Annotated in this window: 22 protein-coding genes and 1 riboswitch; of the genes, 18 read left to right on the forward strand and 4 right to left on the reverse strand. The window is 40.7% G+C overall.

Going from position 1 to position 23,067, the window contains the following annotated elements:
- Positions 1 to 67 precede the first annotated feature (67 nt).
- Positions 68 to 1,582 (forward strand): YfcC family protein, encoded by a 1,515-nt coding sequence (locus LKJ51_RS03290; RefSeq protein WP_291980097.1) that lies wholly within the window; start codon positions 68 to 70, stop codon positions 1,580 to 1,582.
- Between the two features lie 66 nt (positions 1,583 to 1,648).
- On the opposite strand, the gene LKJ51_RS03295 is transcribed toward LKJ51_RS03290, so the two are convergent.
- Both LKJ51_RS03295 and LKJ51_RS03300 read right to left on the reverse strand, forming a co-directional pair.
- Positions 1,649 to 2,479 (reverse strand): aldo/keto reductase, encoded by an 831-nt coding sequence (locus tag LKJ51_RS03295; protein ID WP_291980101.1) that lies wholly within the window; start codon positions 2,477 to 2,479, stop codon positions 1,649 to 1,651.
- Between the two features lie 121 nt (positions 2,480 to 2,600).
- Positions 2,601 to 3,008 carry a hypothetical protein gene (locus LKJ51_RS03300; protein WP_291980098.1) on the reverse strand — a complete coding sequence of 136 codons (408 nt, stop codon included), beginning with the start codon at positions 3,006 to 3,008 and terminating at the stop codon, positions 2,601 to 2,603.
- A 49-nt stretch (positions 3,009 to 3,057) separates the two neighbouring features.
- On the opposite strand from LKJ51_RS03300, the gene LKJ51_RS03305 reads away from it, so the two are divergent.
- The 4 genes from LKJ51_RS03305 (at position 3,058) to cytX (ending at position 7,384) form a co-directional block, all read left to right on the forward strand.
- The gene (locus tag LKJ51_RS03305; protein ID WP_291980099.1) at positions 3,058 to 4,113 is read left to right on the forward strand and encodes a dipeptide epimerase; all 1,056 of its coding nucleotides are present in this window, start codon (positions 3,058 to 3,060) and stop codon (positions 4,111 to 4,113) included.
- 64 nt (positions 4,114 to 4,177) lie between these two features.
- The gene (locus tag LKJ51_RS03310; RefSeq protein ID WP_291978814.1) at positions 4,178 to 4,858 is read left to right on the forward strand and encodes a ribonuclease H family protein; all 681 of its coding nucleotides are present in this window, start codon (positions 4,178 to 4,180) and stop codon (positions 4,856 to 4,858) included.
- Complete coding sequence (locus LKJ51_RS03315; RefSeq protein WP_291978813.1) at positions 4,858 to 6,018, forward strand: hydroxymethylglutaryl-CoA synthase; 1,161 nt, start codon at positions 4,858 to 4,860, stop codon at positions 6,016 to 6,018. Before LKJ51_RS03310 ends, LKJ51_RS03315 begins: the two co-directional genes overlap by 1 nt.
- Positions 6,019 to 6,034: 16 nt before the next feature.
- Positions 6,035 to 6,143: riboswitch (TPP riboswitch) on the forward strand.
- Between the two features lie 80 nt (positions 6,144 to 6,223).
- On the forward strand, positions 6,224 to 7,384 hold the full coding sequence (gene cytX, locus LKJ51_RS03320; protein WP_291978812.1) for a putative hydroxymethylpyrimidine transporter CytX: 1,161 nt from the start codon (positions 6,224 to 6,226) through the stop codon (positions 7,382 to 7,384).
- Between the two features lie 56 nt (positions 7,385 to 7,440).
- Here the strand turns inward: cytX and lexA are convergent, their stop codons facing one another.
- The gene (lexA, locus tag LKJ51_RS03325) at positions 7,441 to 8,073 is read right to left on the reverse strand and encodes a transcriptional repressor LexA (RefSeq protein ID WP_291978811.1); all 633 of its coding nucleotides are present in this window, start codon (positions 8,071 to 8,073) and stop codon (positions 7,441 to 7,443) included.
- Between the two features lie 169 nt (positions 8,074 to 8,242).
- Here lexA and LKJ51_RS03330 point away from each other — a divergent pair, with 169 nt between their 5' ends.
- Both LKJ51_RS03330 and LKJ51_RS03335 read left to right on the forward strand, forming a co-directional pair.
- Positions 8,243 to 8,494 carry a DUF896 domain-containing protein gene (locus LKJ51_RS03330; RefSeq protein ID WP_291978809.1) on the forward strand — a complete coding sequence of 84 codons (252 nt, stop codon included), beginning with the start codon at positions 8,243 to 8,245 and terminating at the stop codon, positions 8,492 to 8,494.
- A 74-nt stretch (positions 8,495 to 8,568) separates the two neighbouring features.
- On the forward strand, positions 8,569 to 8,793 hold the full coding sequence (locus LKJ51_RS03335) for a YneF family protein (protein ID WP_003716917.1): 225 nt from the start codon (positions 8,569 to 8,571) through the stop codon (positions 8,791 to 8,793).
- Between the two features lie 54 nt (positions 8,794 to 8,847).
- Here the strand turns inward: LKJ51_RS03335 and LKJ51_RS03340 are convergent, their stop codons facing one another.
- Complete coding sequence (locus LKJ51_RS03340; protein ID WP_291978807.1) at positions 8,848 to 9,486, reverse strand: lysophospholipid acyltransferase family protein; 639 nt, start codon at positions 9,484 to 9,486, stop codon at positions 8,848 to 8,850.
- Positions 9,487 to 9,573: 87 nt separating this feature from the next.
- Between LKJ51_RS03340 and LKJ51_RS03345 the strand changes: the two genes are divergently transcribed.
- From LKJ51_RS03345 to LKJ51_RS03395, 11 genes are all read left to right on the forward strand, one after another.
- On the forward strand, positions 9,574 to 10,332 hold the full coding sequence (locus LKJ51_RS03345; protein WP_291978806.1) for a tRNA1(Val) (adenine(37)-N6)-methyltransferase: 759 nt from the start codon (positions 9,574 to 9,576) through the stop codon (positions 10,330 to 10,332).
- On the forward strand, positions 10,316 to 10,594 hold the full coding sequence (locus LKJ51_RS03350; protein ID WP_291978805.1) for a GIY-YIG nuclease family protein: 279 nt from the start codon (positions 10,316 to 10,318) through the stop codon (positions 10,592 to 10,594). Before LKJ51_RS03345 ends, LKJ51_RS03350 begins: the two co-directional genes overlap by 17 nt.
- 174 nt (positions 10,595 to 10,768) lie before the next feature.
- The gene (rpsB, locus tag LKJ51_RS03355) at positions 10,769 to 11,554 is read left to right on the forward strand and encodes a 30S ribosomal protein S2 (RefSeq protein WP_291978804.1); all 786 of its coding nucleotides are present in this window, start codon (positions 10,769 to 10,771) and stop codon (positions 11,552 to 11,554) included.
- A gap of 111 nt (positions 11,555 to 11,665) precedes the next feature.
- Positions 11,666 to 12,541, forward strand: a complete 876-nt coding sequence (gene tsf, locus LKJ51_RS03360; RefSeq protein WP_291978803.1) for a translation elongation factor Ts — start codon at positions 11,666 to 11,668, stop codon at positions 12,539 to 12,541.
- 76 nt (positions 12,542 to 12,617) lie between these two features.
- Entirely contained in the window at positions 12,618 to 13,340 is a 723-nt protein-coding gene (pyrH, locus tag LKJ51_RS03365; protein WP_291978802.1) for a UMP kinase, read from the forward strand.
- Between the two features lie 3 nt (positions 13,341 to 13,343).
- Positions 13,344 to 13,904 carry a ribosome recycling factor gene (gene frr / locus LKJ51_RS03370; RefSeq protein WP_291978801.1) on the forward strand — a complete coding sequence of 187 codons (561 nt, stop codon included), beginning with the start codon at positions 13,344 to 13,346 and terminating at the stop codon, positions 13,902 to 13,904.
- Between the two features lie 127 nt (positions 13,905 to 14,031).
- Positions 14,032 to 14,799, forward strand: a complete 768-nt coding sequence (locus tag LKJ51_RS03375; RefSeq protein WP_291978800.1) for an isoprenyl transferase — start codon at positions 14,032 to 14,034, stop codon at positions 14,797 to 14,799.
- Positions 14,800 to 14,816: 17 nt separating this feature from the next.
- Positions 14,817 to 15,602: a phosphatidate cytidylyltransferase gene (locus LKJ51_RS03380; RefSeq protein ID WP_291978799.1), complete on the forward strand. Its 786-nt coding sequence runs from the start codon at positions 14,817 to 14,819 to the stop codon at positions 15,600 to 15,602.
- 22 nt (positions 15,603 to 15,624) lie between these two features.
- Complete coding sequence (gene rseP / locus LKJ51_RS03385) at positions 15,625 to 16,902, forward strand: RIP metalloprotease RseP (RefSeq protein WP_291978798.1); 1,278 nt, start codon at positions 15,625 to 15,627, stop codon at positions 16,900 to 16,902.
- Between the two features lie 18 nt (positions 16,903 to 16,920).
- The gene (locus LKJ51_RS03390; RefSeq protein WP_291978797.1) at positions 16,921 to 18,663 is read left to right on the forward strand and encodes a proline--tRNA ligase; all 1,743 of its coding nucleotides are present in this window, start codon (positions 16,921 to 16,923) and stop codon (positions 18,661 to 18,663) included.
- Positions 18,664 to 18,736: 73 nt separating this feature from the next.
- Positions 18,737 to 23,065, forward strand: a complete 4,329-nt coding sequence (locus tag LKJ51_RS03395; RefSeq protein WP_291978796.1) for a PolC-type DNA polymerase III — start codon at positions 18,737 to 18,739, stop codon at positions 23,063 to 23,065.
- Positions 23,066 to 23,067 lie beyond the last annotated feature (2 nt).

The following is a 23,067-nucleotide window of genomic DNA, read 5'->3' on the forward strand; positions in this document are numbered from 1 at the left end:
ATTTTATAAATCGGTTGAATACTATCGCCAAGTAGCTAAGGAGTTCTTTGAAAAGTAGGTGACTTTTATGGGAGAAAAAATTCAAAAAAAGCATCATTTTAAGATGCCCTCTGCCTTTACAATTCTATTTGGATTGATTATTCTAATTGCCGTATTAACCTGGATTGTCCCTGCAGGAGAATATAAGGTAAATAGTGCTGGTAACATGATTTCTGGTACTTATCATCAGGTCGCAAGTCATCCTCAAGGTATTTGGGATGTCTTTATGGCACCAATTATTGGAATGATTGGTGATAAAGCAACTACTGGAGCAATTGATATTGCATTGTTTATTCTTGTGATTGGTGGCTTCTTAGGTGTAGTTAATAAGACGGGTGCATTAGATGATGGGATCCGTTCAATTGTCGAAAATTCTAAGGGTCATGAAAAACGGTTAATTATCATTTTGACAATTATCTTTGCGATTGGTGGTTCAACTTATGGAATGGGTGAGGAAACTTTAGCGTTCTTTCCTCTAATCGTTCCAATTATGATGGGTGTTGGTTATGATTCATTAGTTGCTGCTGGAATTATTTTATTAGGTACTCGGGTTGGTGACCTGGCATCAACGGTTAACCCGTTTTCAACTGGGGTTGCTTCTGGAATTATAAAGATTTCACCGGGAGAAGGCCTTGGTTCACGGATTATTTTATTGATTATCGTAACTGGGTTAACAATTGCCTTTGTAATTCACTATGCAGATAAAATTAAAAAAGATCCAACAAAATCATTGGTTTACCAGCAACGTGAGTCAGATATGAAATTCTTTGAAGTTGCTAGGCGAAGCGGCCAACCCAAACCATTAACTAAAGTTCAAAAACATGTTCTTTGGGCGTTTGCGTTAACTTTTATTATTATGATTGTTGGCTTGGTTCCGTGGACTAGTATTAACAAGTCTTGGACATTTTTTGGAACCTTCACTAAATGGTTAACCCATATTCCATTTCTTGGTAATTTCTTAGGTGCTGATATGACCGCACTCGGTAGCTGGTATTTTAATGAAATTACGATGCTGTTTCTTTTCATGTCAGTAGTGATTATGTTCGTTGGTCACCTTAAAGAAGCTGAATTTATAGATTCGTTCATGAAAGGCATGGGAGAACTTCTAAATGTTGCAATTATTGTCGCTGTTGCTCGGGGAATTCAGGTTGTGATGAATAATGGTAAAATTACGGGAACAATTCTCCATTGGGGCGAAATTTCCTTGGCTGGAATGCCCAAGGCAGTGTTTATTATTTTGGCATTCATTTTCTTTATTATTTTATCGTTCTTAATTCCATCGAGTTCAGGGTTAGCTGCGGCAACCATGGGAATCATGGGATCATTAGCTCATTTTGCTCATGTTGATGGGAGCGTTTTGGTAACTTCTTATCAAGCTGCCACAGGACTAATTACCGCAATTACACCTACTGCGGGGATGCTTGTTGGAGCTTTAGCATTATCACGAATTCCAATTACGATCTACTGGAAATGGGTTTATAAGTTTATCCTCCTTCTCTTTTTAATAACCTGTGTTTACCTTGCAATCCTAACGGCACTCTAAAAAGTAAGCAGGCAAGTGATCGAATTAAGTGACGATCACTTGCCTGCTTTTAATGAGCTCAAATTTCTAAAATTCGCCAGGTTTAGCAATATAGTCATCTCGGCCATTTGGGTTTCCTGACCACTTATACTTGTCATACCAAATCGAATGCTTTTCTTCATCTAGCATTGCGATTGCTTCCATTTCATCGGCATCCAGTTCAAAGTCATAAACATTGCGGTTTTCTTGCATCCGTTCTTCGTGAACTGACTTTGGAATAACGATGAAGCCTTGTTGAAGCTCCCAACGAAGGATTACTTGCGCTGGGGATTTCTCATGTTTCTTCGCAATCTTACTGATTACCGGATTGCTCAGTGATTGACCATTACCTAGTGGTGACCAGGCCTCTAATTGAATATGGTGGTCTTGACAGAAGGCAACGGTTTCCGGTTGGTGAATGTGTGGGTTGAATTCAATTTGGTTAATCATTGGCATAATCTTAGCATGATCCATCAAATCTTTAAGGTGTTCAACGTCAAAGTTACAAACCCCAATTGCTCGCGCCTGTCCGTCATTATAAATTGCTTCCAGTGCCCGCCAACTTTCAATGTATTTATTGAATACGGGCCAGTGAAGCAAGAGGAGATCGACATGATCAGTTCCGAGTTTCTTTAATTGCCCATTAAAGGCATTTCGGAGTTGATCGAAGTTCCCTTGGTCTCCGTTAAAAATCTTGGTAGTAAGAAAAATTTGCTTCCGGTCAATTCCTGATTCTTTAATTCCTTGACCTACTTGTTCTTCGTTTCCGTACTGTTTAGCGGTATCAATTAGTCGATAATTATTTTTGATTGCGTTAGCAACGGTTTTGGCCGTTTGATTAAATGGAATCTTCCAAACACCGAAACCGATTTGTGGCATTTCAACCCCATTACTTAGTTTGATTAATTTTTGTTGATTTTTATTCAACAGTTTTCACCTTCTTAAATTAATTTTAGCAGTAATCGTTCTGGGTGACGCAGTTGAATTATATTTAATTGGTTTATTTCCAGTGATAATTCGTTTGAGTAGGTTTCTTAATTCCAATTAACTTCTTATTGTGTTTGACTTCAATTGTCACTGGACGTTTATCATTATTCGGTTGGATAGACCTAGTAAGGGCATAGGCTTGATTACTAATACTAGACTTATCGTTTTTTGTCATTTTCTGAAAACCTGGCTTGACCCGAATAATAATTGTTTTACGATCCCGATAATAAATCTTCTGAATATATTTTGCATAATCATAATTTCCTGGATCACTGTCGGCATAACTTTGGTGGTCACCAAGGTCTTCAGCAAGTCGCTGATTAATACTTCGTAAAGGTTGCTGCTTAGCATTTGCATTGCTAATGTTTAGGGCTAGACTAAAGAATAGGATTAACAAAATAACGAACGATTTTTTATACATAATGGACTCCTTGATAGTTTAGAACTGAGGAAGGTTTGAGGTGCTCTTAATGGAAGATAAATTAATGGTTTCTAAGATAACAACTGAAGTAGTCGAGGTCCCGCTGGAGCGACCATTCGTCACTCATCTTCACACGGTTAACGCAATTCATGCGGTTAAAGTGAAGGTCATCCTGAAAAACGGAATGACAGGCATAGGTGCAGCAACTCCCAACGAAGTAGTTACTGGTGATAATATTGATACTCTTAAATTAATTATTGAAGAAGTAATTACACCACGACTGATCGGGGCTTCCTTAGCCAATATTGAACCTCTGATGAAACAGTTGCATGATTCAGTAGTAGCGAACGGACCGGCGAAGGCTGCAATTGATATTGCAATCTATGATCTTTTAACTCAAATTTACCATGTTTCACTTAATCATTTGCTTGGTGGTAGTAAGCAGTCAATGGCGACCGACTATACTATCAGTATTGGTAAACCGGCTGAAATGGTCGAGCAGGCGAAGAAGACGGTTCAGCGAGGATTCACTGCACTAAAGATTAAACTTGGCGATCATTCCATTGATGAAGATGTAGCGAGTGTTAAACAAATTGCACAAGCGGTTGGACCGGATGTGGCGCTCCGTCTTGATGTTAATCAAGGTTGGAACTATAAGCAAGCTTTACGAGCTTTCAAAATGCTAACTGATGCCGAGTTAAACCTTGATTTTATCGAACAACCGCTGCCGGCAAATCAAATACGTGATTTAGCTTTACTTCGGCAGCAGTCGGCTATTCCACTAATGCTGGATGAGAGCGTATTTACACCAGCGGATGCCTTGCGAGTGATTAAAGCCAGAGCAGCAGACTATGTCAATATTAAACTGATGAAATGTGGTGGGATCTATGAAGCAACTAAGATTAATCAACTATGTGAAAGTGCAAGGATTCCGTGCATGGTTGGGAGTATGATTGAAGCTCCTGAAAGCATTGCCGCTGCGGCAGCTTTTGCTAATGCTCATGCCAATATTCACTTTATTGATCTCGATTCGGTTTATATGATTAAGCGTGATCTCGATCTTGGCCATCTGAAACGGGTTGGTACCCATTTGTGGCACGCATAGCTTTTAGTTCACATATTGCATTTAAATTCGTTATAATAAATGTATTACTTTTTTGAGGTTAGACATGAGTAAAGTATACGCAGTTAAGAAGGGGCGTCATCCGGGAATCTATCTTACCTGGCCGGAATGTCAGCAAGAAATTAATGGTTATTCGGGAGCGGTATATAAAAGCTTTTCTAGTAAGTCATCGGCTAAGAAGTGGCTGTCTGGAGAAGATCAGGACCAAATGGAAGATCATCCTGAGCAGCCAAATGATTCAGACGCCATTTACTTATATACAGATGGCGGTTCCCGGAATCATGGTAATAAGCTGGGGCAGCATGTTAAGCAGACGGATAAGGCTGCTTGGGCATTACTGATCAGTAAGAATGGACAGCAGTTTACCAAGACTGGTGGCGAATTTGGCGCGACAAATAACCGAATGGAATTAATGGCACTCCGGAATGCGCTTCGCATTTTATTGAAGAACCGGAAGCAGGAAGAGCCAATTGTCGCCACCCTTGACTCGCACTATGTTCTGGATCCAATCATGAAAAATTGGTTGAATGGTTGGCAGCGTCGGGGTTGGAAAACAAGTTCAGGTTCACCGGTTGCTAATCGGGAGCTATGGCAAGAGGTTGTGAAATTATTGCCACAATTTAAGCAGCTAAGGTTTCAATGGACCAAGGGCCACGCTAACAACCAGGGAAATGTTATTGTTGATCACTTATTGAATCAAACAATGGATCAAATGGAGGAAGAGTAATGAAAATCGGAATTGATAAGATGGCATTTGCAACTACTGACGAATATATTGATTTGCGCGAGTTAGCTCGTGAACGGGGTGATGAGCCAGATAAGTATACAATTGGGATTGGTCAGGATCGTCAAGCTGTTGTTCCGCCAACTCAAGATATTGTCACTTTGGGGGCAACGGCAGCTAAGAAACTCTTATCGGAAGATGACAAAAAGCATGTTTCTACCGTAATTGTTGCTACTGAATCAGGGATTGATAATTCCAAGGCAAGCGCCATTTATATAAAACACCTTTTGGGCCTTGATGATTTTACCCGTGCGGTTGAGCTAAAGGAAGCTTGTTATTCAGCGACGGCAGGGATTCAGTTTGCTAAGGGATTAGTAGCAATGGATCCGCAGTCGACTGTTTTAGTAATTGCGGCCGATATTGCTCGCTATGGTTTGAAAACACCGGGCGAGGTTACTCAAGGGGCTGGGGCAGTTGCAATGTTGATTTCTGCTGATCCTCATGTCTTGGCTCTTGAAGATACTACGGTTTCATATACAAAGGATGTTATGGACTTTTGGCGGCCGCTTTACGCGACTGAAGCACATGTAGATGGTAAGTACTCAACTAATGTTTACATTGACTTCTTCCTTCAGTGTTGGCAACGCTATCAGCAAATGACTGGGCGACAACTTGACGATTTTGCAGCCTTAACATTCCACTTACCATTTACAAAAATGGGAAAGAAGGCACTGGAAGCACTACTTAAGGACAATCAATCACCAGTTGCCGATAAAATGCGTGAGCAGCTGACTGCAAGTCAAAAGTACTGTCGTGAGGTAGGAAATCTCTATACTGGTTCGCTTTACCTTGGAGTAATGTCATTGTTGCAAAATGGTCAGGTTAATCCCGGAGAGCGGCTTGGTCTCTTTAGTTACGGTTCCGGAGCAGAAGGAGAATTTTACAGTGGTATTCTCCAACCTCACTTTAAAGAGTACTTGAGTGGCGTTATGGATGATCTCGCAAAGCGCCATCAGGTTTCGATTGCGGAATATGAGAAGCAGTTTAGTTCACAGCTGGGGATGAATTCAGATGATGTTGAGTTAGATTGGCAAGCGGATCCTGCACCGTTTGTATTGAAAGGACAGAAAGAACACCAACGGATTTATCAAGAAAAGAAATAAAAGTGTTATAATATAATTAACATGAACGGGGAGCTTGTATAACAGGCTGAGAGGAAGATGTGATCTTCGACCCATGGGACCTGATTTGGATAATGCCAACGGAGGGAATTCAATTAAGAATTTTAAAATCGATCAGGTAAGTGCCTGGTCGATTTTTCTTTATCAGGATCAAGTTTCGCTAATCAAGAAAAGGATGGTGGAACTGATGCAGCATAAGACATCACTGATAGAAAATGGAATGATTTGGTGTGGTGCGGGAATATCGATCGCAGAAATTCTGACAGGAACTTACTTAGCACCACTTGGGATGACCACGGGAATAGCAGCCATTATTTTAGGTCATTTGATTGGCTGTGGACTACTTTTCCTCGCTGGAATAATTGGCGGTCAGTTGCGGATTAGTGCGATGGAATCGGTAAAAATCAGTTTTGGTCAATTTGGTGGAATCTTCTTTGCCAGTTTGAATGTTTTGCAACTAATTGGCTGGACGGGAATCATGATTTGTGACGGCTCACTTGCGGCGAACGGGCTTTGGAAATTAGGTCGACCATTATGGTGTGGTTTGATCGGATTTTTTATTATAGTGTGGTTAATTATTGGGATCCGTCGTTTAAAATGGTTGAATACGGTTGCTTTAACTGCGTTATTACTTTTGACGATTTGGCTGTGTTACTTAATATTTGCGGAGCCACATGTCAATAGTCATTTGGAGACGTTATCATTTGGTCAAGGATTAGAATTGGCCGTTTCGATGCCCCTATCCTGGCTTCCTTTAATTTCTGATTATACTTCGGTTGCCCAAAAGCCAGTCCAAGCGAGTGTGGTTAGTGCGATTACTTATGGTGTTATTAGCTGTTGGATGGCAATTGTTGGTCTTGGTTCAACTCTATTAACCGGTCAAACAGATATTGCCCAAATAATGGTTGGTGCCGGTGTTGGAATTAGTGGTTTGGTTATTGTCCTTCTGTCAACAGTCACTACAACATTTATGGATGCCTACTCTGCGGGAGTATCAGCACAAACATTAAAGGTTAAGTGGTCTTCACGCTTAACAGCAATTGTTGTAACTATTATTGGAAGCCTTGGTGCAATCATTTTGCCAATGGATAATTTTAGTAACTTTCTTTACATCATTAGTTCAGTCTTTACCCCAATGATTGCGATTCAGATAATGGATCGATTTGTCCTTCAGCTTAATAATAGTGGTCATTGGATTAGTTGGAACCATTTTGCTTTATGGTTAGTTGGCTTCATCGTTTATCGTTGTTTGATGTTAATTGATCTCCCTGTAGGAAATACATTGCCTGATATTTTGATCATGATGCTTTTGGTATGGTTAGCTGACCACAAAAAGGAGCAGAAATGAACAAGATCGTTAGTTCATTTCTGCTCCTGATAGAGGACTGGGATTATAAAGATATTTTAGAAAATATGATCACGGTAGAGACCGATAACCTTGCCAAGGATGGTAACATTATCTAAATAAATTGGGGCCATTGTATCGTTTTCTGGTTGAAGACGGTAACGCTTGTTTTCGGGTTCCTTATAGAATCGCTTGCAGGTTGCTTCATTATCGTTGGTCATTGCAATTACGATTTCGCCATCCTTAGCGGTTGATTGCTTCCGGACAATTACATCATCGCCGTCTAGAATACCAGCCTTGATCATACTAGTACCGTGAATTTTCAGCATAAATAAACCAGAAGCATCCTTGATGGAAGGCGGAAGGGGAAAGTAGTCGGTAGTGTCTTGAACGGCCAGAATTGGTTGACCAGCAGTAACTACCCCGACCATCGGGATCTCTTTTTGCTCTGGTTCGATACCAAGGAGATCGAGGCCTTGCTTAGTAATTTCAAGTGCTCGTGGTTTGGAAGGATCCTTTTCCAGGTAACCCTCTTTAATTAGATTATTTAAGTGTGAATGGACCGTTGAAGTGGATGAGAGACCAACAGTACCACAGATTTCACGAACTGTTGGTGGATAACCATGATCCTTAACATGTTTGTAGATACAACTTAATACCGCAATTTGTTTTTGGCTTGCTGCTTTTGCCATCTTGACACCTCATTTGGCTATTAATATTAATCTTAGAATACCATAGTAGGATCCACATTTCAAACGTACGTTCGCGAAAATGAACATTTAGTGAATATCTTGAAAGTCAGTATTAAATTAGCTAAGATCGAATTGATAATTAAAATATTTCGAATGCGAGGAGATAATTATGGCTGAATCGACAGATCAGGAAAAATTATTAAAGCGGATTAACGAGCTAGCTCATAAAAACAAGCGCGAAGGATTAACCGAAGCCGAAACTAAGGAACGGGAAAAACTCCGTAAAGAATATTTGAAGAATTTCCGTGAAGCAATGCGAAGCAATATTGAAATGATGCGGATCTTTGATGATAACGGTAAAGAGGTAACTCCTGAAAAAGTTCGGGAAATTCAACGAAAAAAGGGCCTTCGGGATGATTAAAACTGTTTAGCCCTTTTCAAGTCGACTACTTTCGTGTACTATTGAACAGTAACTAAAAAAGGAGGAAAGTAGTTGTGGCATTAACAATTTCATTGGTAATCCTCGCCTTACTAATCGGTTTAGTTGGTGGTTTCTTTGGTGCTCGTCGTTACATGGAAAACTACCTTCGCAATAATCCACCTATTAGTGAAGAAATGTTGCGGACAATGATGTTACAAATGGGCCAGAAGCCATCTAGTCGAAAGTTACATCAAATGATGCAAACCATGAAGGCGCAAGCCAAAAAAGCAAACAAGTAATTTATAAATATAGAAAAAGAAACCGAAAAATTTTAATTTTCCGGTTTCTTTTTGTTAAAAATCATCATCTTTAGGTTTAGGTGGCATGATGTATTTATAATTAGGGTTAATTTGCTGATCTAATTGATCGAATGAATCCTGCATCTGCTTTTCTAACTTTGCTTGCTCTTCATCATTTAGTTTATTTTTGCGGTCAATATAAATTGGCCTACCAAAGGCAATGTGACGAGGATGCCGGCTAAATAACTCATTAAATTTAAGTGGTCCTTGGTAGACAACGGGGACGAGTGGAACGTTAGCCAGCTTAGCAATCAAGGTTGCACCACCCTTTAATTTGCTGGAGTACCGTGAACCAGAAGGAAAGATGATGGTTGATAAGTCAGTTTTACGAAGAATCTGAACAGGCTTCTTAATGACAGAAGGTCCAGGGTGCTTTCGGTCTACCGGGAAAGCATTTAATTTTTTCAGGAAAAAGGAAGCTAGTGGATTTTTGAACAGCTCCTTTTTTGCCATAAAACTAAACTTCTTTGGGTAGATCGCGAGGGCTATCAAAACTGGATCCATCCATGTTCGGTGGGGAGCAACAATGATATAATTGCCGTCAGGAATATTTTCCCGATTGTAAATTTTAGCTTTGCCATTAATTAAGTTCAAAAATGGCTGAACAATGGTCACGAGAAATGAATATAACATAAAATCATCCAATCTAGTCTGTATAATAACTGGAATCATTATGACCAAAAAATTAACTTCTTGCAAGTCTAAAAGAGGTGGGTAAAATTGGACAACAAATTATTAAAGACTGACGAACGAATTGACCAACTATATAGTCAAGATGTTCAGATTATTCAAAATCCGCATTGCTTTGCATTTTCATTAGATGCGGTGTTACTTGCTGACTTTGTTCGTCCCAATAAGAAGAAGCGGGCACGGATCGTTGATCTTTGTGCTGGTAATGGTGCAATTGGTCTTTTTCTCCATAATAAATTAGGAGGACACTTCACAGAGGTGGAACTTCAAAGTCAGATCGCAGATATGGCGGAACGAACAATTAAGCTAAATCACTTAGAGGACCGATATTCTGTCTTGAATATGGATATTAAGGATATCTATGATCAAATTCCTAAAGATTCTGCAGATATCGTGTTGTGCAACCCACCGTACTTTCCTGATAATGAACACAGTCAGAAAAATCCTAATCGGGCGTTAGCAATTGCCCGTCATGAGATTAAAACAAATTTAACAACGGTTGTTGATAGGATGAGTGGCCTGCTAAAAATGAATGGTCGTGGCTATCTTGTCCATCGTCCAGACCGACTAGCTGAAATATTAACCGAATTGACGAGCCATCGCCTTGCACCCAAAAGAATCCGCTTTATTTATCCTAAACCAGATCGTGAAGCTAACATTGTATTGATCGAGGTGATTAAGGATGGTGGTACGGGTGGTATCCGCGTTGTCCCACCGTTAATTGTTAATCGTCCCGACGGTAATTATGGAACCGAGGTGCATAGGTTGCTGTATGGCGAACAGAAGTAATCACTATTATATGTATGTTCTTCATTGTGCCGATGGAAGCCTTTATTGTGGCTTTACCAATGATGTTCAGCGACGATTTACTGTTCATCAAACGTACCGGGGAGCTAAGTATACTCGGGTGAAATCGCGGCATCCGTTAAAACTTTTATATTGGTGTGAATATTTAACTAAACATGATGCCCTAAGTGCGGAATATCATTTTAAACACCAAAGTAGGCGGAAGAAGGAACGCTTTCTCCATTTGCGCGGGATTAAAGTTTAAATTATTTCTGTGAAGTTAAGGATAAATGCTTGTCAGATGTGATGCTTTTTTGTATACTATATTTCGGTGTTAAACGCCAATTTCACACCCAATAGGATGGTGGCAATGTGCTAAATTAGTTTGACTGCCAGATGATTATTGGGGAGGAAAAAACATTTTGGAGGTACATATTTTATGTCTGTTGTTACTATGAAGCAATTGCTTGAAGCAGGTGTTCACTTCGGTCACCAAACTCGCCGTTGGAACCCAAAGATGGAAGAATACATCTTCACTGAACGTAATGGTATTTACATCATTGACTTGCAAAAGACTGTTAAGTTGATCGATGTTGCCTACAACTACATGAAGGATGTTGCTGCTAACGGCGGTGTTGCTCTTTTTGTTGGTACTAAGAAGCAAGCTCAAGATTCAATCGAAGAAGAAGCTACTCGTGCGGGCCAATACTACGTTAACCATCGTTGGTTAGGTGGGACTTTGACTAACTGGAAGACTATCCAATCACGGATTGCTCGTTTGAAGGAATTGAAGAAGATGTCTGAAGATGGCACTTTTGATGTCCTTCCAAAGAAGGAAGTTGCTGTTTTAACTAAGCAACGTGAAAAGCTTGAACGTTTCTTAGGTGGTATTGAAGACATGCCAAAGATCCCTGATGTAATGTTCATCGTGGACCCACACAAGGAACAAATCGCAGTTAAGGAAGCACAAAAACTTCACATTCCAATCGTTGCTATGGTTGATACTAACACCGACCCAGACGACATCGACTACGTAATTCCATCAAACGATGATGCTATTCGTGCCGTTCGTCTTATCACTTCAAAGATGGCAGATGCTATTGTTGAAGGTAAGCAAGGTCAAGATGACAACAAGCAAGCTGATACTAACGATGCTGCCGACGAACACGAAGAAGTTTCTGAAGATTCATTAAAGAACCTTAAGGACAGTGTAGAAGGCAAGTAATTAAACGATAATTAAGTATTAAATACTTGGGCTGTTTGCGTACGGACCATTGTGGCCTGAGTACCAAATAGCCTTTTTTATTAAAAAGTTAAACGAAGGAGAGATCTAATCATGGCTGAAATTAAAGCTGCTCAAGTTATGGAATTACGTAAGAAATCTGGTGCTGGTATTATGGATGCCAAGAAGGCATTAGTTGCTAGTGATGGCGACATGGATAAGGCAATGGACTACTTACGTGAAAAGGGTATTGCTAAGGCTGCAAAGAAGAGTGATCGTGTTGCTGCCGAAGGTTTAGCTGATATTGCCGTTAGTGGCAACACCGCAGCAATCGTTGAATTGAACTCAGAAACTGACTTTGTTGCCGCCAGTGATCCATTCAAGGACTTACTCAAGAAGGTTACTAAGTTAATTAGCGAGAACAAGCCTGCAAATGTTGAAGAAGCTCTCGCAATGAAGACCGAAAACGGGACCTTGAATGATGACTTGATTAGCACCACTCAAAAGACTGGTGAAAAGATTAGTCTTCGTCGTTTTGAAGTTGTTGAAAAGGCAGATAATGACAGCTTTGGTGCATACCTTCACCAAGGTGGCCAAATTGCTGCTCTCGTAGTTCTTGAAGGTGGTAATGAAGATGCTGCTAAGGACGTTGCTATGCACGTTGCAGCCATTAACCCAGAATTCATGACTCGTGAAGATGTATCTAAGGATCGTCTTGACCATGAACGTGAAGTCTTCAAGGAAGAAACTTTGAATGAAGGCAAGCCTGCTAAGATTGTTGACAAGATTGTTGAAGGTCGGTTAAACAAGTTCCTTTCACAAATTTGCTTAGCTGATCAAGACTTTGTTAAGAACCCAGACCAAACTGTTGCTGAATTTGTTTCTGCTAACAATGGTAAGTTAAAGTCATTTGTTCGTTACGAAGTCGGTGAAGGAATCGAAAAGAAGCAAGACGATTTCGCCCAAGAAGTTAAGGACCAAATGAACTAAACAACGTTCGGCTAAAAAGGGCGTACTCATTGAAGTGCGTCTTTTTTTAAAACAGAGTCAATTAGGAGGCAGATCTATGTCAGACATTAAATACAATCGGGTTATTTTAAAGCTTAGTGGTGAGGCTCTTGCGGGTGAGAAGGGTTTTGGAATTAATCCGCCTGTCCTTAAAGATGTTGCTAAGGAATTAAAAGAAGTTCATGAATTGGGCGTCCAAATTGCGATCGTTGTTGGTGGTGGCAATATGTGGCGTGGTGTTACTGGCGCCGAATTAGGAATGGAACGTGCTCAAGCCGACTATATTGGGATGCTGGCAACAATCATGAATGCCCTATCACTTCAAGATGCACTAGAATCATTAGATGTTCCAACTCGGGTTCAAACGTCTATTGAAATGCGTCAAATTGCTGAACCATACATCCGGCGGAAGGCAATTCGTCACCTTGAAAAGGATCGAATCGTGATCTTTGCTGGTGGTACAGGAAGCCCATACTTCTCAACTGATACAACTGCTGCATTGCGTGCTGCTGAAATCAATGCTGATGCTATCCTGATGGGTAAAAATGGTGTTGATGGTGTCTACAACGCTGATCCAAATAAGGATTCCAACGCGGTTAAATTTGATCACTTGACCCACATGGACTTGATTGAAAAGAATCTCCATGTAATGGATACAACTGCAAGTTCACTTTCGATGGATAATCATATCCCTTTGGTTGTATTCAATTTGAACACTCCTGGTAACATTATGAAAGTCGTTAAAGGCCAAGAAGTCGGAACAACAATTGAGGGGGACTAATTTATGGCTACTGGAAAGCAAATTTTAAATGAAGCTAAGGATAAAATGGCGAAGTCCGGTGATGCATTACGGCGGACGTTAGCTGATATTCGTGCAGGGCGTGCTAATGCCAGCCTGCTTAATGGTGTGAAGGTTGACTATTATGGTGCACCAACCCCATTAAATCAAGTGGCATCAATTACGATTCCAGAAGCGCGTCAACTGCTTGTTACACCATATGATGAAAGTTCGTTGGATAACATTGAAAAGGCAATCTATGCTGCTAACCTTGGTTTAACTCCACAAAATGATGGTTCTGCAATCAGAATTTTGATTCCACAACTTACTGAAGATCGTCGTAAGGAACTTGTTAAGGACGTTAAAGCTGAACTTGAAAAGGCTAAAGTTGCCGTTCGAAATGTTCGTCGTGAAGCGATGGATGATTTGAAGAAGGGGAATAAAGATGGCGATTTCAATGATGATGAATTTCATGATCTTGAAAAGAAGGTTCAAGCAGAGACCGATAACGGAATTAAGAACCTCGAAAATATCGCTGCGGATAAGGAAAAAGAATTAATGGGTTAATCCAATAGAAGAGAAAGATGGTAAAAGCCATCTTCTCTTTTTTTGTGGCTTGGCTTTTTCCCCTAATACATTTATAATTGACAAGTAGTTTTACTTTAAACATCGAAATTTGTCTGGAGGAACTGTTTTGTTTGGCAAAAAAGAAGTATCCTCAACTAGTGATGCGAAGTTAGATCTAAATCGAATTCCAAATCATATTGCAATTATTATGGATGGAAATGGTCGCTGGGCGCAAAAACGCCATTTACCACGAGTTGCTGGTCATAAGCAGGGAATGCAAACTGTTAAGACGGTAACGATCGCCGCTAGTGAATTAGGGGTAAAAGTCCTATCACTCTATGCTTTTTCAACTGAGAATTGGAAACGGCCATCGAGTGAAGTTAATTATTTGATGCAACTACCAATTAAGTTCTTTTCAACCTTCGTTCCAGATTTAGTTAAGCATAATGTGCGGGTAACAGTGATGGGAGATATCACAAAGTTACCTCAGGGGACCCAAAAGGCAGTTAATGATGCAATTGCTGACACTGCTGATTGTACGGGGATGATTTTGAACTTTGCTTTAAATTACGGTAGTCGTGATGAAATTGTTCGTGCAACTAAGCAGATCGCTTCTAAAGTGCTTGCAGGCGAGATTAGTACAGAACAAATTAATGAACAACTGCTATCAGAAAATATGATGTCGTCTAGGTTGGGTCCTTTTGCTGATCCTGACCTTCTCATTCGAACGAGTGGTGAAGAAAGAATTAGTAATTTCATGCTTTGGCAGATCGCATACAGTGAGTTGGAGTTTACTGATGTCTATTGGCCTGATTTTGATCGGCACTCTTTGGAAACTGCCATTATTAACTTTCAGTCGCGTCATCGTCGCTATGGCGGTTTAAAGAATAACTAAGTTTGAGGAGAATAATATTGAAAACACGAATAATTACTGCAGTTATTGGTTTAGCGATCTTCATCCCACTAATTGTTTACGGACATTGGCCATTAACAATTGCCGCAATTGCATTGGGAGTCGTCGCAATGAGTGAGATCTTAGCAATGAAGCGAATGTTTTTAATCTCATTTGAGGCAGTTGTGTCTTATTTAGGTGTCGCATTGCTAATTTTGCCTGATAGTTGGCTAGATTTCTTACCAAGTGCAACTACGCGTTGGTTTGCCTTCTATTTCTTGGTAATTCTATTACTATTGCATACGGTAATCCGGAAACAACGGTTTACTTTCGATGATGCTGGTGTTTTAACTTTAGCGATGCTCTATATCGGGTTAGGTTTCCGTTACTTTGTAGAAGCACGAGCTGTAAATTTTGAAACATTATTATATGGGATGTTAATCGTTTGGATTACTGATAGTGGGGCTTATCTGATTGGTCGTAAGATTGGTAAGAATAAGTTGGCACCTAAAATTAGTCCTAACAAGACCTGGGAAGGTTCAGTTGGCGGAACGATTTCCGCAACAATTATATTAGCGATTTATCTCCACTTTATTCCGGTTGGCGGTTCATTTATCCCAATGATCTGTCTAACACTTGTATTGTCAATTCTTGGTCAATTTGGTGATCTGATTGAATCATCACTTAAACGGTTTTATGGTGTTAAGGATTCCGGAAAGATTTTACCTGGACATGGTGGTATTCTTGACCGGTTTGATAGTATGTTAATCGTTATGCCAATGATGCATCTCTTAGGTATTATTTAATTCTGAAAGAAGAAGGGATTTTGTGCTAATAACAATTATCACCTTTATCATCGTTTTCGGAATACTAGTTTTAGTTCATGAATTTGGACACTACTATTTTGCAAAGCGAGCTGGGATCCTCGTTCGTGAATTTTCAATTGGAATGGGACCCAAGATTTGGTGGAAACAATCTGGTGGAACAACCTATACAGTTCGGATTCTACCACTGGGTGGCTATGTGCGGCTCGCTGGTGCGGATGATGAAGACGAAGATGAGCTGCGCCCTGGGACTCCAGTGACCATTCAGCTTAATGATCAAAATTTAGTTACAAATATTAACGCAAGCCAAAAGACGACCCTCTTTCAGGGAATCCCGTTACAAATTGTTGATTCTGATCTAGTTGATGGATTGTGGATTAAGGGATATGTTAATGGAGACGAAAGTGAACTTAAGGTCTATAACGTTGATCATGATGCTTTAATTACGGAGCATGACGGTACAGTTGTTCAAATTGCACCCAAAGATGTCCAATTTAACTCTGCAAGTTTACCAGCGCGGATGATGACGAACTTTGCTGGACCAATGAACAACTTTATTTTGTCATTAGTTGTTTTTATTATTCTTGGCTTCCTCCTAAGTGGTGGAGTTCCAGTGAATAGTAATAAGATTGGTCATGTTAATTCAAGGTCCGTTGCCGCTCGGGCTGGTCTCGTAAGTGGTGACCGAATTACACAAGTAGGCCATTCAAAGATCAATAATTGGACGGATCTTTCAACTGCAATTTCTAGTCATCCAGGAAAAAAGGTTACCGTAGATTATGAACGGAATGGAAAACGTCATACGACCACGTTGGTTCCTAAAACGGTCAAACAATCAAATCAAAAAGTTGGTCAAATCGGAATCTTGGAAGAGACTGACAAGAGCTTCTCGGCACGAATCAATTTTGGCTGGCAACGATTTGTCCAAGCCGGAACGTTAATCTTTAGTGTCCTTGGCCATATGTTTACCCATGGATTCTCATTAAATGATCTAGGTGGTCCAGTTGCGATCTACGCTGGAACGTCTCAGGCAACGTCGCTTGGATTTACAGGGGTACTAAACTTTTTGGCACTGCTATCAATTAACTTAGGAATTGTTAACTTGCTACCAATTCCGGCATTGGATGGTGGAAAATTATTATTAAATATTATTGAGGCGATCATTCGACGGCCAATTCCAGAAAAAGCTGAAGGAATTGTTACAATGATTGGTTTCTTCTTGTTACTAGTATTAATGATTTTGGTTACATGGAATGATATTCAACGTTATTTCATTAGATAAGGGAAAAGGAGTATTTTTATGCAACAGTCGAAAATGTTAATTCCAACAAAAAAGGAAGCACCAAGTGATGCAGAAGCGCTGAGTCATAAGATGATGATTCGGGCTGGATATATCTATCAAGTATCCGCAGGGGTATGGTCATACTTACCAATGGCTTACCGGGTTATTCGTAAGGTTGAGAATATCATTCGCCAAGAAATGGAAAAGGCCGGTGCCGTTGAAATGTTGATGCCGGGATTGCTTCCTGCTGATTTATGGAAGGAATCCGGCCGGTACGAAGCCTATGGTGATAACCTCTTCAAGTTAAAGGATCGTCGTGATCGTGACTTTATCTTGGGCCCAACTCACGAAGAAACATTTACCGAAGTTATTCGTGACAGCATTAAGTCATACAAGAAGTTGCCACTAGTTGTTTACCAACTACAAGACAAATTCCGTGATGAAGATCGTCCTCGTTATGGAATCCTCCGGGGTAAGGAGTTTGAAATGCTTGATGGTTATTCATTCTCTGCTGATCAAAAAGGATTGGATCAAGCCTATGATCTTCAGGCCAAGGCATACCGGAATATTTTTGATCGGGTTGGGTTAAATTATAAGGTTATCCTAGCCGATTCTGGTACGATGGGCGGTAAAAATTCGCAAGAGTTCTCTGCTCCAGCTGAGGTTGGTGAAGATGTTATTGCCTATACTGATGGTGGTTATGCTGCTAACTTGGAAAAGGCCACTAGTAAGTTTACTGGAGTTCAACAAACTGATGAGCCAAAAGAACTTGAAAAGAAACCAACTCCAGGCGCTCACAGTGTTGATGAAGCAGCTGAAAGTTTGGGGATGGAGTCAGACCAAATCATTAAGGCGATGTTTTACATGGCTAAAATGAGTGAAGATGAATCACAACCTGTTCTTGTGCTGATGCGTGGTAACGATGAAGTTAACGAAGCTAAATTAAAGGATGAATTGGGGTGTGAAGAGCTTGAACTAGCTAGCGAAGAGGATGCTGTAAAGTATCTTGGCGCTCACCCTGGTTCACTTGGCCCGGTTGGCGTTGGTGAAGAAGTGAAGATCTACGCTGACAACTATGTTAAGGTAATGGTTAACATGGCTTGTGGCGCTAATGACGATGGTCACCACTACATTAATGCAAATATTGATCGTGACTTCCGTGTTGATCAATTTGGTGATTTCCGAAACGTTAAGGAAGGCGAAATTGCTCCAGATGGTCATCCAATTAAGTTTACGCCAGGAATTGAAATTGGTCATATTTTCAAGTTGGGGACTCACTATACACACCAGCTAGGTGCTCAGGTACTGGATAAAAATGGTCGCTTAGTTGACGTAATTATGGGTAGTTACGGAATTGGTGTTACCCGGCTTTTATCTGCTGTTGCTGAACAAACAGCTGATGAAAATGGGTTAGTTTGGCCTGATAGTATTGCACCATTCGATGTTCACGTTATTCCTGTAAATGCCAAGAAAGATGAACAAATGAAGATGGCTAATGAGATTACCGTTAACCTTGAAAAAGCTGGCTACGAGGTTTTAATTGACGATCGTAAGGAACGTGCCGGTGTTAAGTTTGCTGATTCTGACTTGATTGGGATCCCAATTCGGGTAACTGTCGGGAAGCGGGCTTCAGACGGTATTGTTGAAATTAAGATCCGGAAGACAGGTGAAACGGTCGAGGTTAAGACTGAAGAGGTTGCTGATACTGTAGGTATCTTACTTAAGCAACTTAGCGAACAAAATACTAATGAGGCTGACTAATATTTAATCTGTGGTGTCGATGGTAGAATTCAATTTATCAACGCACCACTTTTTTGTTGTAGGAGGATAAAAAGTGAGCTTATCGCGACAAGAATTATTTCAAAAACTACTTGAACAAATTCACTTTCCAGAAAAAGATAATCCGGCCTTTCGTGATGCTAAGGTTCAATCTGTTGTAGTTCATAAAGATTCACGTCTTTGGGAATTCCGGTTGATGATGCGTCAACCGTTACCTTTCACTCTCTTTAATGACTTCTTAAATGCTTTGCGGATTGGCTTTCGGGATATTGCTAATACGAGGATTAAAATAAATAGCCCGATGACTGAGCTTGATCCTAAATTAATTGGTGATTACTGGGAGTACGTGGTTCGTCAAACGGCTCCGGATTCCCCAATGACCCAGCAAGTTTGCAGCCAGACATCACCAGAGATTAAAGATGGTCGGGTAACTCTAGTCATTGAAAATGAGATGATGAAGGACTTCCTCACTAAAAATGTCTTAGGGAAAATTGAAGAGAACTATGTTGATCTTGGCTTTCCACATTTTCGAATTCATCCATTTGTTGATGAATCGGCTTCAGAAGCACGAATTAAGGAACTAAAGGCAAAACATGAAGCTGATGACGCCGCTCTTGCTGCTAAAGCGATGGAACAGATAAAAAAGAACAATGTGATTAAGAAGAAAAAGCAGCAATCTAAAGAAGTGACCGCAGATGGCCCAGTTCAACTTGGTCGGTTAATTAACGATTCTCAAGAAGTTAAACAGATGAAGGACATCGTTGAGGAAGAGCGATCGGTTGTTGTTGAAGGTTATGTTTTTAGTAGCGAAGTTCGTGAATTACGTTCGGGACGTCAACTGTTAACGTTTGAAATTACCGACTATACTTCTTCATTTGCCGTTAAGAAGTTTTCACGGAATGAAGCTGATGAGGCCCAATTTGCTAATATCAAAGAGGGAATGTGGCTTAAAATTCGGGGCCCTGTACAAGAAGATACTTGGATGCACGATCTAGTTATTAATGCCTTTGATATTAATGAGATTAGGCATGAAGAACGCCAAGATAAAGCCCCAGCTGACGATAAGCGGATAGAATTGCACGTTCATTCAGAAATGAGTCAAATGGATGCCACTAATTCGATTACTGAATTAGCTGGCCGTGCTCATTCATGGGGTCATCCCGCAATTGCGATTACTGATCATGCTGATGTTCAAGCATTCCCAGAAGCATTTAAAGCTTCTAAGAAGTTGGGTATCAAAATGCTCTATGGCGTTGAAGCAAACGTTGTTGATGATGGGATTCCATTAGTCTACAACGAAAATGAAATGCCGCTTGATGGGCAAACATATGTCATCTTTGATGTGGAAACGACAGGGTTATCCGCAATTTACGATAAAGTTATCGAACTTTCGGCTTCTAAAATGAAAGATGGCGAAGTCCTAGAACGGTTTGATGAATTTATTGACCCTGGCTTCCCGCTTTCAGAGCAAACCACCAATTTAACGTCGATTACCGACGAAATGGTTAAGGGCTCAAAGAGTGAAGAAGAGGTCTTTAAGCTATTTAGGGACTTCTGTCAGGGATGTATTATTGCCGGACATAACGTTTCATTTGATATGGGATTCATGAATACCGGTTATCGGCGGCATAATATGGAAGAGATAACTGCTCCAGTTATTGATACCCTGCCGCTTGCTCGATTCTTATACCCTCATATGCGGGGATACCGGTTGAATACCCTGAGTAAGAAATTTAAGGTTGCTCTTGAACACCACCACCGGGCAAATTACGATGCTGAAGCAACCGGGCACTTGCTTCATAAGTTCTTAAAAGATGCCGAAAAGCGCTATGGAATTACAAAGGTCAGTGACCTTAACAAGCATATGGCTGATAATGATGCGTACCGTCATGCGCGTCCATTCCATGTTACGATTTTGGCTCAAACCCAAGCGGGTCTAAAAAATCTTTATAAGCTGGTATCGTTATCAAACGTCGAATATTTTGCTCGGGTTCCCCGGATTCCCCGGAGCGTTTTAACGAAGTATCGTGAAGGACTACTTTTTGGAACTGCTTGTTCTTCTGGAGAAGTTTTCACCGCGATGATGGAAAAGGGTTTTGCTGAAGCTGAAAGAAAAGCAAAGTACTATGATTTCATTGAAGTTCAACCGAAGCCAAATTACTTGCCACTAATGGAGCAGAAGGTTATTGCGGACGATGCTCATCTAGAAGATATCTTGAAGAACATGGTCGAGCTTGGAGAAAAATTAAATAAGCCAGTAGTTGCTACGGGAGACGTTCATTACTTAGATGCTCACGATGCAATTTACCGTAAGATTCTGATCAACTCTCAAGGGGGTGCAAACCCTCTTAACCGGACAAGTCGTCCAGATGTTCACTTTAGAACAACTGACGAAATGCTAAAGGAATTTAGTTTCTTGGGAGAAGAACAGGCACACACGATAGTTGTAACTAATACCCATAAGGTTGCAGACATGATTGATGATAATCTAAGTCCGGTCAAGGATAAGTTGTATACTCCTCATATGAATGGTGCGGAGCAGGAAATTCAGGATCGGACATGGGATACCGCTAAGCAGTGGTATGGCGATCCGTTACCAAAAATTGTTCAGGATCGGGTTGATCTCGAATTGAACAGTATCGTTAAAAATGGGTTCTCAGTTATTTACTTAATTGCTCAACGTCTGGTAGCTAAATCAAATAAGGACGGTTATTTGGTAGGTTCACGGGGTTCTGTTGGTTCAAGTGTTGTTGCGACCCTGTCTGGAATTACAGAAGTTAATCCGTTACCCCCACATTACCGGTGTCCAAAGTGTCACTATTCGCACTTCTATACTAAGGGTGAATATAGTTCTGGCTTTGACCTTCCCGAAAGAAAGTGTCCACGTTGCGGAACACTACTAGTTAAGGATGGTCATGATATCCCATTCCAAACCTTCTTAGGATTTAAGGGAAACAAGGTGCCGGATATTGATCTGAACTTTTCCGGTGACTACCAGCCAATTGCGCATAACTACATGAAGGTGCTATTCGGTGAAAAGAACGTATTCCGTGCGGGAACAATTGGTACCGTTGCCGATAAAACGGCTTATGGTTATGTTAAGGCGTATGAACGTGATACCGATAAGCAGTTCCGTGGTGCAGAGGAAGATCGGCTGTCACATGGTGCAACTGGTGTTAAACGAACGACGGGGCAACACCCGGCAGGAATCATCATTGTTCCCGATGATATGGAGATTTATGATTTCACTCCGGTCCAATACCCAGCAGATGATCAAAATGCTGCATGGGAAACAACTCACTTTGACTTCCACTCAATTCACGATAATATTTTAAAGATGGATATTTTAGGTCATGATGATCCAACGATGATTCGTGCTTTACAAGATTTGTCAGGAGTAAATCCACAGACAATTCCAATGAATGATCCGGGTGTGATGAGTCTCTTCTCTAGTCCGAAAGCTCTCGGTGTAACGGAAGAACAAATTCAAAGTAAGACTGGAACTTTGGGATTGCCAGAATTCGGGACGAGGTTTGTTCGGGGAATGCTTGAAGACACTCACCCGAAGAACTATTCTCAGCTGTTGCAAATTTCTGGACTATCACACGGAACAGGCGTGTGGTTGGATAATGCCCAGGAGTTAATTAAGCAGGGAGTCGCAACGATTGCTAACGTGATTGGTTGTCGTGATAACATCATGACCGACCTAATTCACTACGGCCTTGATTCGGAAACTTCATTCCAGGTAATGGAATCAGTTCGTCACGGACGAGGCATTCCCGATAATTGGCAAAAGAAGATGCATGATGCTAACGTTCCTCAATGGTATATGGATTCATGCTTGAAGATTAAATACATGTTCCCACGTGCCCATGCTGCAGCGTATGTTTTAATGGCTTTACGAATTGCTTACTTTAAGGTTTACTTCCCACTTGTTTATTATTGTGCATTTTTCTCGGTTCGTGCAGACGATTTTGATGTTGTTGCGATGGCTCACGGAAAAGATGCCGTTAAAACACGGATGAAAGAGATTAATGATCAGGGAAACGATGCTAGTGCTAAGGATAAAAGTTTACTAACAATTCTGGAACTAGCTAATGAAATGCTAGAACGAGGATTTAAGTTTAAGATGGTTGATCTTGAACGCTCAGATGCTAGTGACTGGTTGATTGATGGTGATTCATTAATCGCACCGTTCCGTGCAGTTCCTGGACTGGGATTAAACGTTGCCAAGCAGATCGTTGCTGCTCGAGAAGAGAAGAAGTTCCTTTCTAAACAAGACTTAGCAGAACGAGGCAAGGTTTCACAGACAATTATTGACTTCTTAACGCAGAATCATGTACTAGATGGCCTACCTGATGAGAACCAGTTGAGCTTATTCTAGTC

Source organism: Limosilactobacillus sp. (genome assembly GCF_022651205.1).
In the GTDB taxonomy this organism is placed as follows: Bacteria; Bacillota; Bacilli; order Lactobacillales; family Lactobacillaceae; genus Limosilactobacillus.